Genomic DNA, 14,854 nt, shown 5'->3' with positions numbered 1-14,854 from the left:
CAGCCTTCGGGTGCTTACTGGTCGAGCACGGACGCCATGGCGTTCACGCTCTGGTCCATGGTGGACGCCTCGAACATGTCCTGCTGCAGGAAGGCGGCCATCTGCGGCTGCAGGTGGATGGCCTCGTCGAGCGCGGGGTCGGATCCACTCATGTAGGCCCCCACCTGGACCAGGTCGCGGCTCTTCTGGTAGCGCGAGTACACGGCGCGGAAGCGCCGCGCCACGTCGAAATGGCCGCGCGCGACCACGTTGTGCATCACGCGCGATGCCGACTGTTCGATGTCGATGGCCGGGAAATGCCCCGACTCGGCCAGCGAGCGCGACAGCACGATGTGCCCGTCCAGGATGGCGCGCGCGGCATCGGCAATCGGGTCCTGCTGGTCGTCGCCCTCGGAGAGCACGGTGTAGAACGCGGTGATGGAGCCCACGCCATGCAGGCCATTGCCACTGCGCTCGACCAGTGCGGGCAGCTTGGCAAAGCACGAAGGGGGGTAGCCCTTGGTGGCCGGCGGTTCGCCGATGGCCAGCGCGATCTCGCGCTGCGCCATGGCGTAGCGGGTGAGCGAGTCCATCAGCAGCAGCACATGCTTGCCCTTGTCGCGGAAATGCTCGGCCACGGCCGTGGCATAGGCCGCACCCTGCATGCGCAGCAGCGGGGGCGCGTCGGCCGGAGCCGCCACCACGACCGAGCGGGCCCGCCCGTCCGCGCCCAGGATATCTTCCACGAATTCCTTGACCTCGCGGCCCCGCTCGCCGATGAGCCCCACCACGATCACGTCGGCGCGGGTGTAGCGGGCCATCATGCCCAGGAGCACGCTTTTCCCCACGCCCGAACCGGCAAACAGGCCCAGGCGCTGACCCCGCCCCACGGTCAGCAGGGCATTGATGGCACGCACCCCGGTGTCCAGCGGCAGCCGCACCGGGTCGCGGTCCATGGCATTGATCTGGCGGCGGTCCATGGGCTCGGACACCACGTCCTGCACCGGACCGCCATGGTCCAGGGGCAGGCCCTGCGGATCGACCACCCGCCCCAGCAGGCCATCGCCCATGGGCAGGCGCAGCACGCCCGCCTTCGCAGACGGCCGGGAGGTTTCGCCCAGGCGCGGGCTGGCCACATAGGGCGCAGCGGGCACCACGCTGGCGCCGCTGGACAGGCCGTGGATGTCGCCCGCCGGCATCAAAAAGGCGCGGTCGGCGGAAAAGCCCACCACTTCGGCCAGCACCGGCGCGTGGCCCGGCATCTGCACCATGCACTGCGAGCCCACGGGCACACGGATACCGGCGGCTTCCAGCACCAGGCCGGTCAGCTTGGTGAGGGTGCCGCGCGTCTCCAGCGGCGCACGGGTGCGCACGCGCTCGCGCGCATCGTCCATGAACTGCGTCCAGGCGCTGGCGGCGAGGGCATCAACGCTCATCGCCGCTCTCCTGCCAGGGCGACTCCAGCCCCAGCGTGGCGATGGCACGCTCCCAGCGCTTGCCTACGCTGCCATCGACCACGGTGCCGCCCGACTCGACCAGGCAGCCTCCGGCGGGCACGGCCGCATCGGCCACCCACTGGATGCCAGTGCCCATCTCGTCGCGCAGCGGCTGCTCCACGGCGCCCATGTCCGCAGGGTTCAGGCGCACCAGAGCGGGACGCCCTTCTGCAACGAGCATGCCCACGGCCTCGCGGACCACGGGCTCGAGCACGTCGGGGCTGACCGACAGCTCCCGGCGCACGACTTCACGGGCGATGTCGCAGGCCAGCGCCAGCACGTCCTGGGCCATGCGCTGCTGCATGGCGGCCAGCGACGCCTGCAGCGACTGCACCACGTTGGCAATGCTCTGCGACATTTCCAGCGCCTGGCCGGACACATAGTCGTCCATGCGCTGCTGCCATTCGAGCGCCGTGTCGGCCTGGCCCTGCGCCAGCCCCTGGGAAAAAGCCGCATCGCAGGCCTGCTGCACCAGCTCCAGTTGCGCGGCTTCCACCTCGGCCGGATCGGGCAGGGGTTCGGGCTCGGGCAGCTCCTCGGGTTCGGGGGGCTCCACCGGCTCGGAGCCGTCCACGGCACCGAACTTCCATTGCGTGACCACCCCCACCTCTTCGCTGGGGATGAAACGCGAATAGGAGCGTTGGCTAGACGAAGGCATCGTCACCACCGGCGGAGATCACGATCTGGCCTTCATCGGAGAGGCGCCGGACCGTCTTGAGGATTTCCTTCTGCTGCGCCTCGACTTCGGACAGCCGCATCGGGCCGCGCGACTCGAGGTCGTCGCGCAGCGCCTCGGCGGCACGCGTGGACATGTTCGAGAGGAACTTTTCGCGCAGCTCGGGTACGGCGCCCTTGAGGGCCACGATGAGCGTCTCGGAGGCCACTTCCTTGAGCACGGTCTGGATGGCCTTGTCGTCGAGCTTGAGTACGTCTTCGAAGACGAACATCTTGTCCATGATCTTCTGCGCCAGATCGGGGTCGTAACCACGGATGGACTCGATCACCACGCTGTCCATGTTGGAGCCCAGCAAGTTGATGATCTCGGCCGCCGCCTTGACGCCACCCAGCGAGCTCTTGCGGATCTTGTCGCCACCGGCCAGCACCTTGAACAGCACCTCGTTGAGGTCCTTGAGGGCCGTGGGCTGAATACCCTCAAGCGTGGCCACGCGCAGCAGAATTTCACTGCGCTGGCGGTCGGTCAGGTGCATCAGGATGCCCGAAGCCTGCTCGCTGTCCAGATGCACCAGGATGGCTGCGACGATCTGGGGGTGTTCGTTGCGCAGCAGTTCGGCCACCGACAGCGGATCCATCCACTTGAGGCTCTCGATGCCGGAGACATCGCCGCCCTGCAGGATGCGGTCGATCAGCAGCGAGGCCTTGTCGTCACCCAGCGCGCGCTTGAGCACGGCGCGCACGTAGTTGCCGGTGTCGGACACCAGCAGGCTCTGGGCCGCCGCTGCATCGGCGAAGCGGTTGATGACGCTGTCCACCTTCTCGCGCGACACCGATTTCATGCGCGCGATGGTCTCGCCCAGCTTCTGAACCTCTTTGGGCGAGAGGTGCTTGAACACCTCGGCCGCCTCCTCCTCACCAAGGGACATCAGCATGATGGCGGCGTCGTTGAGACCTTGTTCATCCATGGGCTATCCAAGCATCTGAAGAGGCGACGGGGTCAGGCATTTTCGCCATTCACCCAGGATTTGAGAATATTGGCGACGGCCACGGGGTTTTCCTTGGCCAGTACGCGCGCCTCTTCCAGACGCAATTGCTCTGGCGTGGCGACGACATTCTCTTCCTTCTTGCCTGGGGAGGGCAAAGCCGGGCGATCGGGCTGCTCTGCCTCGATGGCATCGAGCTGTCCGCCCGACCTCGGCAGTTCGCCCGCCTTGGCCGTCTTGGGGTCTGCCCCCCTGAGCGCCGGCCGCACCACGCCCAGCAGCACCATGGCGGCGAACAGCAGGGCACCCACCGGCCAGGCAAAGGTCTTGGCCACCTCGATGACCTCGGGCTGCTTCCACAGCGGCACGTCGGTGGATGTGGCGGCCTCCACCTGGAACGGCGTGTTCATCAGGTTCACCGAATCGCCGCGCTCACTGTTGAAACCGATGGTTTCACGCACCAGCGCCTTCATCTGCTCCAGTTGTTCGGGGGTGAGCGCCTTGGTAACGGTCTTGCCCTTTTCTTCGGCCGACTGGTAGTTGACCACCACGGCAGCATTCAGGCGCTTGATGGCCCAGTTGTTGCCACGGGTGACCCGCACGGTCTTGTCCACTTCGTAGTTGGTGGTGGACTCGCGCTTGGTTGAAGACTCCTCGGTACCCTGCTGGGTGCCGGCCTGGGGTGCAGGATTGGCACCATTGATGGGTGCAGCCGAAGGTGCGGGCGGTTGGTTGGCAACGGCACCGGGCACACCGGTCGCGGTCTTCTGGGCCATGCCGCTCGTTTCCAGCATCTGCTGGCTGCGCACGGTCTTGGCGTCGGGGGTCTGGTTGGGACGGAACTGTTCGGACGTGGACTCGGTGCGGCTGAAGTCCAGCTCGGCGGAGACCTGGGCCTTGACGTTGTTGCGGCCTACCACGGGCTCCAGGATCTCCTGGATGCGGCGGGTGAGCTGCTGCTCGATCTGCTGCACATAGAGCAGTTGCTGCGCATCGACCGCGTTGGCCGAGTTGCCATCGGGCGACTGCGACAGCAGCTTGCCCGTGTCGTCGAGCACGCTGACGGCCGAGGGGGCCAGTTCGGGAACGCTGGAGGCCACCAGGTGGACGATGCCGGCGAGCTGGGCGCGGTCCAGGATGCGGCCGGGGTGCAGACTGATCAGTACCGATGCCGAGGGCTTTTGCTGTTCGCGGAAAAAGCCGTTCTGGTTGGGCAACGCCAGGTGCACGCGGGCGCTCTGCACCGACGACAGGGCCTGGATGGAGCGGGTCAGCTCCCCCTCCAGGCCGCGCTGGAAGTTCAGGCGTTCCTGGAACTGGGTCATGCCGAAGCGGTTGGTCTCCATCAGCTCGAAGCCGGTCACGGAGCCGCGGGGCAGGCCCTGGGTGGCCAGGCGCAGGCGCACGTCATGCACCTTTTCGGAGGGAATCAGGATCGCACCGCCGCCTTCGGCGTACTTGTAGGGCACATTCATCGTGGTCAATTGCGCCACGATGGCTCCGCCATCCTTGTCGTTCAGGTTGGAAAACAGCACGCGGTAGTCGGGCTGGCGACCCAGCACGATGGCCGCGACCGCGATGGCTACCAGCAACGCCATCCCCACACCCAGGCGCATGCGCTGGGCCCGGTCGAGGCTGGTCAACCGCTGCAGCCAGATGGGACTGGGGCTGGCTGCGGGAGGTGCGAGCGGAGCGAGTGGGACTTCGGCAACTGCAGACATCGTGTTTTCCAATAGGTGGGGCCCGGCAACGGACCTTGGCGTGGGCTCGATTATTTGGCTCAAGTACCCGCCATGTTCTGCCGATAAGGCGCGCCTTTGGCCATCTATTCCCCATGATGCTCCTCGGGTGCCTGGCTACCATCACAGCATCCCCCTTCCCTCAATGGATACCGCCATGGACCTCCGCATCCCCAGCTCCACCACCCCCATGACGGGTGCCGGCATGGCGCGCCGCGCGGCCATGCCGCAGGCCGAGGGCAACGACGTGGGCTTCTCGGGCGAACTCAAGGGTGCCCTGCAGTCCGTGAGCGCGGCACAGAACAAGTCGGCCAACCTGCAGAAGGAAGTGCAGCTGGAAAACCCCTCGGTCAGCCTGGAAGAGACCATGGTGGCGATCCAGAAGGCCCAGATCGGCTTTCAGGCCACACTGCACGTGCGCAATCGCATGGTGCAGGCGTATACCGACATCATGAACATGCAGGTTTGAGGGCACCCCCTGAGGCGCTGCGCGCCTTCCCCCTCTCTCACATTGCTTCGCAATCTGGGAGGGGGACGCCCCCAGTGCGGCGGGGCGGCCCTTGCACGGGGGCGCGGCTTGGGGCGTGCCAGTTCATGCGTCAGGGGGTGGCGCATAGCGCCACAGAGGCCCGCATCCCGGCACGCCTGAGCATTCATTCTCCCATTGGACCTTGATTTCGATTCAATTCCGCTGCTGACGCAGCACGCACCGCATCGAGAGGGTCATTGATCCTCGCGGCGGCACTCCCCCCAAGCGCCTTCTGCAACACCCAGCAGGCAGCAAAAAGCCACCGGCCGTCTTGCGACGTGCGGTGGCTTTTTTATTCCCGGCAGGGTGCAGGGCCGTCGATGGAGGCGCCGCTCGGCAACCCCCTCCTTCTTAGTGCCCCGTTCAGTGCATCATCTGCGGCTGGCCTTCGAACAGGTGCTCGAACTGGGCCAGCCAGGGCTCGGCCAGGCAACGGATCTGGGCGTCGTTGCGCAGGATGCGCTGCATGATGCGCGTCTTTTCGCGGCGGTGCTCGGGCAGCAGCTCGTGCTCCTGGGACTTGAAGCGCAGCTGCTCGATCAGCACGGCGCAGGCGCCCTCGTAACGCACCACGCCATCCCAGTCCTTGAGCTTGGCGGCCTCCAGCATCTTGGCGCTGCTGTCTTCAATGGCTTTGTAGTAATCAATCAGCATGTGGGACATGGTTCATGCCTCCACCAGCACAGGCTGGCCCGAAGCGGTGGCGTCAGCCGGAGTGGCTGCGCCGTTGTTGTTTTTCTTGATCTCGTTCCAACCGAGCGCGACCGGCTCGATCAGGCGCATGACTTCCTGCATCATGGCATCGTCATTGCGTGCATTGGCCAGGATCAGGCGGCGGATGCAGTAGTCGTACAGAGCACCCAGGTTCTCGGCCAGCTCACCCCCATCGACCTTGTCCAGGGCCGTGCTCAGCCCCTCTTCGATGATGCGCACCGCCTTGGAGATGGCGTTGCATTTGCCGACGATGTCACCGCGCGCCATGGCGCCGCGCGCCGTGGCGATGGCACCGAGCGCACCTTCATACAGCAGACTGACCAGCTGGTGCTGGTCGATCGTGTGCATGCTGGTTTCCACATTGATGCGCTGGTAGGCGTTGGCTGCACGGGGGTTGTGGGCGCTGAACATGGGGTGGTCCTTACGGTGTGATGCTCTATTTATCGGCTAGTGCCCATAAAACTGAAGGCTTTCCGTCAGGTCGACTTGTTCCAGGTGGTCACCTGCTGGGCGATGTAGGCATTCAACCCATTGAGCGAGGCCATCTGCTTGTCCAGCGCGTTGTAGCGTGCGGTGATGCGCTTCTCGAACGCATCCACCTTGTCATTCACCGAGGCCTGGTCCTTGGCATTGCGCTTGAGCGACAGCTGCAGCGTGTCGTCCTTGGATTTGAAGAAACCATCGGTGGAGAGCAGGTTGGTGGTGACGGCCTTGATCTTCACGGCAATGCCCTCCGCAGAGCCGCTGCCCGTGTTGCGGAACAGGTTCTTCAGATCGTCCGGGTTCTCCGTCAAGGCCTTGTTGAACTTGGTGGAGTCCAGCGCGAGGTCACCGCCCAGTTGCTGGGTCAGGCCGACGTCGGCCAGGCGCTTGAAAACACCGCCTCCCGTGGTGACCGACTGCAGGGCATTGCGCAGGGTATTTTGCAAGGCGATGGCCGTCGAGTCGCCTTGCAGCAACCCGGCCGAATTGGTCTTCGCGTCGTATTTGGTGGCGTCCTGCATCAACTGGTTGATGGCGTTGTAGGCCTTGACGAATTCATCGACGTTGGCCTTGACGGCAGCCGTGTCCTTGCCCACCGTGATGTCGATGGGCGCAGTCGTGATCTGCTCGGCCTTGAAGGTCACACCCGAGATCGTGGTGGCGAAGGTGTTTGTCGCAGACGATACCGGGATGCCATTGACCGTGGCCTTGGCATCGGCCGCCGCCTGGGTTGTCGTACTGCCCGCCACCAGGCGCGACAGGCCCGTGGCGTCGGTATTGCCGGGGCTGGCGATATCGGTATCGCCCCCCTCCATGACGCTCAGGCGGAACCCGAACTCCTCGCCCGTGCTCTTGCTGCGCAGCAGCAATCGCTCGCCCGAAGCGTCGGACAGTATCGAGGCCGTCACCCCCGCCGTGCTTCCGTTGATCTTGCTCGCCACATCCGCCAGCTTGTCGCTGGCACTGATGGAGATATCGACAGGCTGGCCGCTGCCGGGCGTGAAGGACGCGGGCGCCACGCTCCATTTGCCAAGCTCCAGGCGCAAGGTGCCGGCACCCAGGGCGCCGCCCACCGGCAACAGTGCCGCAGACGCCGTGGCCTGCGCCTTGGCGAGACCCTGCACCTCCACGCTGAAAGTGGTCGGAAGGGTGCCCCCGATCGCGGTGGCCGACACGAATTTGGAATCCGAAGAGGTCGTGGAGACCCCGTTCCAGCCCGTCACGCTGGTGAGCTTGCCGGCCGCATCGGCCAGCGTGGAGACCAGCGACTTGATCTGGCCATAGGCGGAAATCTTGGTATTGACCGTGGCCGCCTGCAGCTTCAGCGTATCGAGGGGCCTTTTTTCCAGCGTGACCAACTGGGAAATGATGCTCTTGACATCAAGTCCATTGGTACCGACCCCTGGGGATGAAATGGTTGCCATACAAACCTCCTGAACTGGCCAAAGGAAATTATGGAGCCAATCAGGCGCCAGTAACGTCCTTATTCACACCAGGAAACCCGCCAATTCCAGCGCTCCTGGTACGCGCTGTTTCAAGAGGCCCCGCACCGTGCACGCAGCAAGCGCCGGGAGCCTCAAGGTGAAAAGGCGGCGACAGGAAAACTGTCGCCGCCGATGCACCAGGGCCCTTTCAGGCCCTGCCAGCCATTGTGCGCTTAACGCAGCAGGGCCAGCACACCTTGTGGCAACTGGTTGGCCTGGGCCACCATGGCCGTACCAGCCTGCTGCAGGATCTGCGAGCGCGACAGGTTGGCAGTTTCTGCCGCGAAGTCCGCATCCAGAATGCGCGAGCGGGAAGAAGACAGGTTCTCCGACGTCACTTGCAGGTTGGCGATCGAGGTTTCAAAGCGCGATTGCAAGGCACCGAGCTTGGCGCGTTCGCCGTTGATGAAGGCCAGTCCGGAGTCCACCGTCTTGAGGGCCTCGGTCGCCTTCTTGAAGGTGGTCACATCGAGGTTGGCCACCTCCTGCAGATCGGAGGCCGAGTTGGCAGGGGTCGCCGTGCTGAACGCGTTGGTCGTGGTGGCGACTGTCGAGAAGGACTTGTCGGAGTCCAGCACGACGTAGCCGCTGACCGTCGAAGCGTCGGCACCCGATGCGGCAGCCAGGGTGTCGGCGGCACCGATGGTTGTGCCGTCCGCCTGCAGCTTCTGGATGTTCACCGCGCCCGCGTTCGCACCGGAAGCGGCGCCCTTGGCCAGCGTGATGTCCTGCCCCGTGGCGCTGGTCAGGATGATGCCATTGTTGGTGGAGTTGAGCGACGCCGTCACACCGGTCTTGGACGACTGCTCGTTGATGGACGAGACGGCGTTCGACAGGCCATCCGCCGTGGTGAGAGAGGTCACGTTGAACGAGACGGACTGACCGAGTGCGGGCGAGGTGGGGACATTGTCCGAGCGCAGTTCGAAGGTGTAGGAACCCACCGATTCGAAGCTCAACTGCACTTCGGTGCGGGCCGAAGCGGTCACGCCGGTGTTGCCGGTCTGCAGGTTGATGTTGTCAGCCATCGCCTTGGCCGTGTCATTGGCGGCAATGGTGATGTTACGGGAACCCAAGGCGCCGTTCACTGCCAGCGTACCGGCGGTCACGCCATTGGTACCCCAGCCGGTGGCGCTGGCGCCGCTGCCAGAGCCATTGGCCGAAGTGTTCTGGTTGTTGCCATACACGCTCGTGCGCAGGTTGGCCGTGGCGGCAACAATGGTCTGGTTGGCGTTGGCACCGACCTGGAACTGCTGCGTGCCAAACGAGCCATTGAGGAGCTTGGCGCCGTTGAACTCGGTGGTTTGCGAAATACGGTCCAGTTCGCTGACCAGTTGACCCACTTCCTGTTGCAGGGCCTGGCGGTCGCCGGCGCTGTTGGAGGCGTTGGCCGACTGCACGGCCAGTTCACGCACACGCTGCAGGATGTCGCCGGAGGCCTTCAACGCACCTTCAGCCGTTTGCGCCAGGGAGATACCGTCGTTCGCATTGCGAACCGCTTGGTTCAGGCCGCGGATCTGGCTGGTGAAGCGCTCGGAAATGGCCAGGCCAGCGGCGTCGTCCTTGGCGCTGTTGATGCGCAGGCCCGACGACAGGCGCTGGATGGATGTGTTGAGCGAAGTCTGGCTCATGCCCAGGTTGCGCTGGGCCGTCAAGGAGGCGACGTTGGTGTTGATGGTGGATGCCATGGCAAATCTCCTGAAAAGAACTGACTGAAATGGCGTTGCCGCCAACCTGGTGCCAGGCAAGGCACCCGGCTATACGGTCCACAGTGCCGACATGGCCTTCTGGTGAACGGCGGAGAGCGCATTCGCCTTCCGTTGTGAGTCTTTTCGACGCCGGCTGGGGAAACTTTAGGCCCAAAAGTGCAAGTTGGCAGGCTTTTCCGCTCTTTATCGGGCCAACGCCAGGGGGGCTCCCTGTCCACAATTCCTCATCGTTCCCGTATCGCCTGCCGGACGGTGGTAGTCCCCCTCAGGCACAAATGTCCACTCAAGCCTCAAGGAGCATTCCATGGCAGCCACGATCAACACCAACGTCGCTTCGTTGACGGCCCAGCGCAACCTGGGCATGAGTCAAACCTCGCTCAACACCTCCATCCAGCGCCTGTCGTCGGGCCTGCGCATCAACAGCGCCAAGGACGACGCCGCTGGCCTGGCCATTTCCGAGCGTTTCACCAGCCAGATCCGGGGCTTGAACCAGGCAGCGCGCAATGCCAACGATGGTATCTCCCTGGCACAGGTGACGGAAGGGGCCATGAAGGCCGCCGGCGACATTCTGCAGCGTGTGCGTGAGCTCGCCGTGCAGTCGGCCAACGCCTCCAACAGCCCCAGCGACCGCCAGGCCCTGAACCAGGAAGTGGGCCAATTGGTCGCTGAACTGGACCGGATTTCCCAGACGACCGAGTTCAACGGCGCCAAGCTGCTCAACGGCACGTTTGGTACGCAGCAGTTCCAGGTCGGCGCCAACGCCAACCAGACCATTGTTGCCGCCACGGCCAACCTGCGCACCACTGTGTACGGCAACAACCAGAATACCTCGGCCAATGGATCGGGCAGCGGCGCCAGCGCCACCTCGTGGGGTACCAATGGCGTGACCGCTGGTACGCTGGCGGTGAACGGGTCTCTGGGTTCCCGCAACATCACCATCAACGCCAACGACACCTCCAAGGCGATGGCCGACAACATCAACCTGCAGACCGCGAACACCGGCGTGACCGCCTCTGCACGCACCGAGGTGGACCTGTCCTTCACCTCGGCAGGCTCCTACACCTTCGAGCTGCGCTCGGAAAACAACCCCACCGCCCCTGCGCTCGGGCAGTCGGTCTCGTTCAACATCTCCGCGATCAACACGTCGGATGGCCTGTCCAATGCCATTTCTGCGATCAACGAACAATCTGCCAAGACGGGGGTGACTGCGTCGCTGAACTCCACGAGCACCGGGATCGTGCTCACGAATGCGACAGGCCAGGATATCGGCATCTACAAGGGCGCCACCTCCGGCGCGAATGCCGGGGCCGTCACCATCCAAAAGCTGCAGGCAGATGGAACCGCCGCCGGTGGCGCGGATACGCTGGCTGCCGCTTCGGGCGCAGACAGCTCCACCGTCAGTGGATACGTGGTGCTGGACTCGGAAAAATCCTTCTCCACCAATGCCACGACCACGAATGCGTTCGACACGGCCACGCCGGCCAACAGCGCCTCGGACCTGCAGGAGGTGGCCAACCTCGATGTGACCACCTTCAAGAAGGCGACCGAAGCCCTCAAGACCGTGGATTCGGCCCTGGCCTACATCAACGGCGAGCGCGCCAAGCTGGGCGCCCTGCAAGCCCGCTTCGAGACGGCGATCTCGGCCCTGAACATCACGTCTGAAAATCTGTCGGCATCGCGCTCCCGCATCCTGGACGCTGACTTTGCGGCGGAAACGGCCAACCTGTCGCGCTCGCAGATCCTGCAGCAGGCCGGCACGGCGATGGTGGCCCAGGCCAACCAGATTCCCCAGGGCGTTCTGAAGCTGCTGCAGTAATAATAGCCACCATCATCGGTGGTACACCCGGCCGCCTCGCCGCACGCCCGTGGCAGGGGAGCTGCCCGCCACACAGATCGCGAAGGACGCACAAGTGCACGGCAGAAACAAAGCGCCGATGGATGGCCGACTCAATGCGGCCCTGGAGGCCAGGGATTGGGACTTGCTGGCGCGGCTGTGCAAACAGGGGCTGCGCAAGAACTCGCGCGACCTGCATGCCACTCGGCTGCTGGGCTACGCGCTCGACTGCCTTGGCAAGACCGACGAATCGATAGAAACCTACCGCCGCGGTACGCAGCTGTGGCCACAGGACGCCGAACTCCTGATCAACTACGGCAATGTCCTCCTCAACCACGCGCGCAATGCGCAAGCGCTTCCCATTCTTGAGAAAGTCTGCGAACTGAGGCCTGACAAAGCCATTTGCTGGCTCAAGCTCTCGCAATGCTGCTACCTGATCACGCAGCACGAAAAGGGCCTGCGGGCGGCAGAAATGGCCGCCGACCTGGCCACCGACATCCCGGGGCGATCTGCGGCCCTCACCCAAAAAGCCATCCACCGGCGTGAGCTGGGACAGGTCAGCGAAGCGGTGCAGGACTGCCTGGACGCCATTGCCCTGACACCCACGGAACCATCCAACCACACCAATCGGCTGCTCTTCATGCTCGCCGACCCCAGCGCAGATGCCGCCAGCCTGTCCCGCGCGGCCCTGGACTACGCAGCCGTCTTCGAGCCCCCCCTCCAACCCCAATGGCCGAGCTTTGCCGCCCACCGGGGTGATCCCTGGCGCAAATTGCGCATCGGATTTCTGTCCCCCGACTTCCGGGTGCATTCCGTCATGTACTTCGTGGAAGGGCTGCTGGCCCAGCTGGACCGGCGGCAGTTCGAAGTGTTTGCTTTCTACCTGTTTCCGCGCGACGACCATGTCACGGCACGGGTACAGCATCATGTCGATCACTTCGTGCGCCTGGCAAACCTCAGTGCCGAGCAGCAGGCACAGGCCATTCGCGCCCAGGGCATCGACATCCTGATTGATCTGGCCGGCCACACCGGCTACAACGGCTTGCTCACCCTGGCCCGCAAGACGGCCCCGGTGCAGGTGTCGTGGCTGGGGTTTCCGGCCACCACCGGGCTGCAGGCCGTGGACTACAAGTTCACCGACGAGGTCACCGACCCCTCGGATGCGCAGGCGCAGTACACGGAACAACTGTACCGCCTGCCCACCCTGTTTGCCTGCTACCGGCCAATGAGCCGCAATCCGCTGTGGCGCTATCAGCCACGCTATGGGGTACGCCCAACGCCGGCACTGAAAAACGGCTTCATCACCTTTGGTTCCTGCAACAACCTGGGCAAACTCACAGACGAGGTGCTGGCCCTGTGGGGCCAGATCCTGAAAGCCGTGCCAGGCTCACGGCTGCTCATCGAAGGCAAGAACCTTGACCAGCCCGAATTCGCCAGCGCCTACCAGGAGCGCTGCCGGAGCCTGGGGCTTGACCCCCAGCGGCTGGAGCTGGTTGCGCTCAACGGCGACAACCAGTACCTGACCTACCACCGCATCGACATTGCGCTGGACCCCTTTCCACTGACCGGTGGCACCACCACCTTCGACGTGCTCTGGATGGGGTTGCCCATCGTCTCCATGGTGGGTCACAGTTTCAAGAGCCGCATGGGCGTGGGCCTGCTCACCTACCTCGGGCGCACTGAATGGCTGGCGGAGACGCCCGAGGAGTACGTGCGCATTGCGCGCGGCCTGGCCGCCGATGTGGAGGCACTGAACGCCCTGCGTCTGGGGCTGCGCAGCGAGGTGGAGGGCTCGGTCCTCATGCGCGAGGACATCTTCAACCACCATTTTGGGGAAGGCCTGCGCGCCATGTGGCTGCAGTGGCTGGCCCGCGCCGCACATCCCGGCGATGAAGAAGCGCAAATGCAGGCCATTCAGGGTTGGTTGCCCGATTTGCCGCAGGAGTGGACGCAGCCTCCTTCGCCCGGTGTCGGACTGAAACCCGGCCAGCGGATCATGCTGGCCGAAGCACACCAACGTCTGCAGAAACTGGTGGAAAAGGCCAAGGACGCAGCGCAGCATGCGCCTGCAAATGCCGACAGCACCCAGATCACGGACCGCCACTGGATTGCGGTGACCCAATTGGCGGAAGTCGTGCTCAACGCCGTACCGCACGACCCCGTGGCTCTCGCATGCCTGGCCGAGGTGGAGCATGCGCATGGCCACACCGAGTTCGCAGTGACCTACCTGCGGCACGCCACCCAGGCGATGGGCATGGAGCCCCTCACGATCTGAGGGGCGCTGCGGGCTCAAAGGCTGGGAGTTTTTTGGCCGTGTCCGAGGGGCGCGCCAGAACGCACTGGATCTAGGCGCAAAGCACAGCCATAGCGCGGGCTATGGCGAGCATTTGCTTTCGACGAGCCGGGGTGTTTTGGCGTGCACGGCGGGCATGGACGAAAGACTCTCAGCCTCTCAGGCTTTGCGGCGCAGGAAACCCTGCGGAGCCACGGTCACCTGCAGGCGCTGCTCCATGTCGGTGTCGACCTCGAACTCCGCATGCCCGGCCAGCCATTGGCGCACCGCCGTCTTGGGGTTGTTGCCCACATCCCAGGGCCGGTCGGCAAAGAAGCGCGGCGGCATGTCCTCGACAAAGGTATCGAACACAACGCAGTAGCTGCCGGGGCTCACCAGCGGCGCATAGGCGTCGAGCTCGCCCAGCACATGCTCATGCGTGTGCATGGAGTCAAGGCACACCATGACCCGCTGGTAGCCCCTGGCAAAGTCACGCACCTGCTCCACCACTTCGGGTGCAATGGCAGAGCCCTGGACCATCGCGATGCGGCTGGCCATGGGATGCGCCTCGATGGCCGCGCGGTTGTGGGCCCGGATGTCGATGTCGACACCCAGCACCTTGCGGTGCGAAACACGCGGATCCAGCGTGGTACCCGCCTCGATGGCATCGCTCATGTCCAACAGGGCCAGCAGCGAGGCACTGAGCACCAGCGAGCCGCCGTGGGCGATGCCGGTCTCGATGATGAGGTCCGGTCGCACGCGCCACACCAGTTCCTGCATGGCCACCATGTCCTGCGGGTACTGGATGATGGGGCGCCCCATCCAGTCGAAGTTGTACACGTACTGCCGCTGCATGGAAGCCTGCAGCCATTGCTGCGACAGCGCCTTGAAAGCGACATCCGAGTCGTAGGCCTGCAGGCGGGCCTGTCGCTCCTGGTTGAATTGTTCCAAAGGGGTCAT

12 protein-coding genes are annotated in these 14,854 nt (G+C 64.5%); 3 read left to right on the top strand and 9 right to left on the bottom strand.

What is annotated here, in order from left to right; translation table 11 throughout:
* Positions 1-14: 14 nt before the first annotated feature.
* The 4 genes from fliI to fliF are packed head-to-tail and all read right to left on the bottom strand — an operon-like array spanning position 15 to position 4,854.
* Positions 15-1,415, bottom strand: a complete 1,401-nt coding sequence (fliI, locus tag U5N23_RS03370) for a flagellar protein export ATPase FliI (RefSeq protein WP_322591437.1) — start codon at positions 1,413-1,415, stop codon at positions 15-17.
* A complete protein-coding gene (locus tag U5N23_RS03365) occupies positions 1,405-2,133 on the bottom strand; it encodes a flagellar assembly protein FliH (RefSeq protein ID WP_322591436.1) in 729 nt (242 codons plus the stop codon). The genes fliI and U5N23_RS03365 overlap by 11 nt, the downstream gene beginning before the upstream one ends.
* Entirely contained in the window at positions 2,120-3,115 is a 996-nt protein-coding gene (gene fliG / locus U5N23_RS03360; RefSeq protein WP_322591435.1) for a flagellar motor switch protein FliG, read from the bottom strand. The genes U5N23_RS03365 and fliG overlap by 14 nt, the downstream gene beginning before the upstream one ends.
* 32 nt (positions 3,116-3,147) lie before the next feature.
* On the bottom strand, positions 3,148-4,854 hold the full coding sequence (gene fliF / locus U5N23_RS03355; RefSeq protein ID WP_322591434.1) for a flagellar basal-body MS-ring/collar protein FliF: 1,707 nt from the start codon (positions 4,852-4,854) through the stop codon (positions 3,148-3,150).
* A gap of 175 nt (positions 4,855-5,029) precedes the next feature.
* On the opposite strand from fliF, the gene fliE reads away from it, so the two are divergent.
* A complete protein-coding gene (gene fliE / locus U5N23_RS03350; protein WP_322591433.1) occupies positions 5,030-5,341 on the top strand; it encodes a flagellar hook-basal body complex protein FliE in 312 nt (103 codons plus the stop codon).
* Between the two features lie 423 nt (positions 5,342-5,764).
* Here fliE and U5N23_RS03345 read toward each other — a convergent pair whose 3' ends face one another.
* From U5N23_RS03345 to U5N23_RS03330, 4 genes are all read right to left on the bottom strand, one after another.
* Entirely contained in the window at positions 5,765-6,064 is a 300-nt protein-coding gene (locus tag U5N23_RS03345) for a flagellar protein FliT (RefSeq protein WP_007860919.1), read from the bottom strand.
* A gap of 3 nt (positions 6,065-6,067) precedes the next feature.
* Positions 6,068-6,526, bottom strand: coding sequence for a flagellar export chaperone FliS (fliS, locus tag U5N23_RS03340; RefSeq protein WP_057204105.1), 459 nt, complete (start codon positions 6,524-6,526; stop codon positions 6,068-6,070).
* 65 nt (positions 6,527-6,591) lie between these two features.
* Positions 6,592-8,022 carry a flagellar filament capping protein FliD gene (gene fliD / locus U5N23_RS03335; protein ID WP_322591432.1) on the bottom strand — a complete coding sequence of 477 codons (1,431 nt, stop codon included), beginning with the start codon at positions 8,020-8,022 and terminating at the stop codon, positions 6,592-6,594.
* A gap of 233 nt (positions 8,023-8,255) precedes the next feature.
* On the bottom strand, positions 8,256-9,767 hold the full coding sequence (locus U5N23_RS03330) for a flagellin (protein ID WP_322591431.1): 1,512 nt from the start codon (positions 9,765-9,767) through the stop codon (positions 8,256-8,258).
* 325 nt (positions 9,768-10,092) lie between these two features.
* Here U5N23_RS03330 and U5N23_RS03325 point away from each other — a divergent pair, with 325 nt between their 5' ends.
* Both U5N23_RS03325 and U5N23_RS03320 read left to right on the top strand, forming a co-directional pair.
* Positions 10,093-11,604 carry a flagellin gene (locus U5N23_RS03325; RefSeq protein ID WP_322591430.1) on the top strand — a complete coding sequence of 504 codons (1,512 nt, stop codon included), beginning with the start codon at positions 10,093-10,095 and terminating at the stop codon, positions 11,602-11,604.
* 118 nt (positions 11,605-11,722) lie between these two features.
* On the top strand, positions 11,723-13,897 hold the full coding sequence (locus U5N23_RS03320) for an acetylglucosamine transferase (protein WP_322591429.1): 2,175 nt from the start codon (positions 11,723-11,725) through the stop codon (positions 13,895-13,897).
* Between the two features lie 177 nt (positions 13,898-14,074).
* Here the strand turns inward: U5N23_RS03320 and U5N23_RS03315 are convergent, their stop codons facing one another.
* Positions 14,075-14,854, bottom strand: a complete 780-nt coding sequence (locus tag U5N23_RS03315; RefSeq protein ID WP_322591428.1) for a cephalosporin hydroxylase family protein — start codon at positions 14,852-14,854, stop codon at positions 14,075-14,077.

The organism is Acidovorax sp., assembly GCF_034519795.1.
Classification (GTDB): domain Bacteria; phylum Pseudomonadota; class Gammaproteobacteria; order Burkholderiales; family Burkholderiaceae_C; genus Acidovorax.
This window is presented reverse-complemented; position numbering and strand designations above follow the sequence as displayed.

What these genes read in the sequence shown, in the direction of transcription:
- fliE (WP_322591433.1), top strand. Translation starts at nt 5,030, where the DNA reads ATGGACCTCCGCATCCCCAGCTCCACCACCCCCATGACGGGTGCCGGC.
- fliI (WP_322591437.1), bottom strand. Translation starts at nt 1,415, where the DNA reads ATGAGCGTTGATGCCCTCGCCGCCAGCGCCTGGACGCAGTTCATGGAC.
- fliD (WP_322591432.1), bottom strand. Translation starts at nt 8,022, where the DNA reads ATGGCAACCATTTCATCCCCAGGGGTCGGTACCAATGGACTTGATGTC.
- fliG (WP_322591435.1), bottom strand. Translation starts at nt 3,115, where the DNA reads ATGGATGAACAAGGTCTCAACGACGCCGCCATCATGCTGATGTCCCTT.
- fliS (WP_057204105.1), bottom strand. Translation starts at nt 6,526, where the DNA reads ATGTTCAGCGCCCACAACCCCCGTGCAGCCAACGCCTACCAGCGCATC.
- U5N23_RS03315 (WP_322591428.1), bottom strand. Translation starts at nt 14,854, where the DNA reads ATGACCCCTTTGGAACAATTCAACCAGGAGCGACAGGCCCGCCTGCAG.
- U5N23_RS03365 (WP_322591436.1), bottom strand. Translation starts at nt 2,133, where the DNA reads ATGCCTTCGTCTAGCCAACGCTCCTATTCGCGTTTCATCCCCAGCGAA.
- U5N23_RS03325 (WP_322591430.1), top strand. Translation starts at nt 10,093, where the DNA reads ATGGCAGCCACGATCAACACCAACGTCGCTTCGTTGACGGCCCAGCGC.
- fliF (WP_322591434.1), bottom strand. Translation starts at nt 4,854, where the DNA reads ATGTCTGCAGTTGCCGAAGTCCCACTCGCTCCGCTCGCACCTCCCGCA.
- U5N23_RS03345 (WP_007860919.1), bottom strand. Translation starts at nt 6,064, where the DNA reads ATGTCCCACATGCTGATTGATTACTACAAAGCCATTGAAGACAGCAGC.
- U5N23_RS03320 (WP_322591429.1), top strand. Translation starts at nt 11,723, where the DNA reads ATGGATGGCCGACTCAATGCGGCCCTGGAGGCCAGGGATTGGGACTTG.
- U5N23_RS03330 (WP_322591431.1), bottom strand. Translation starts at nt 9,767, where the DNA reads ATGGCATCCACCATCAACACCAACGTCGCCTCCTTGACGGCCCAGCGC.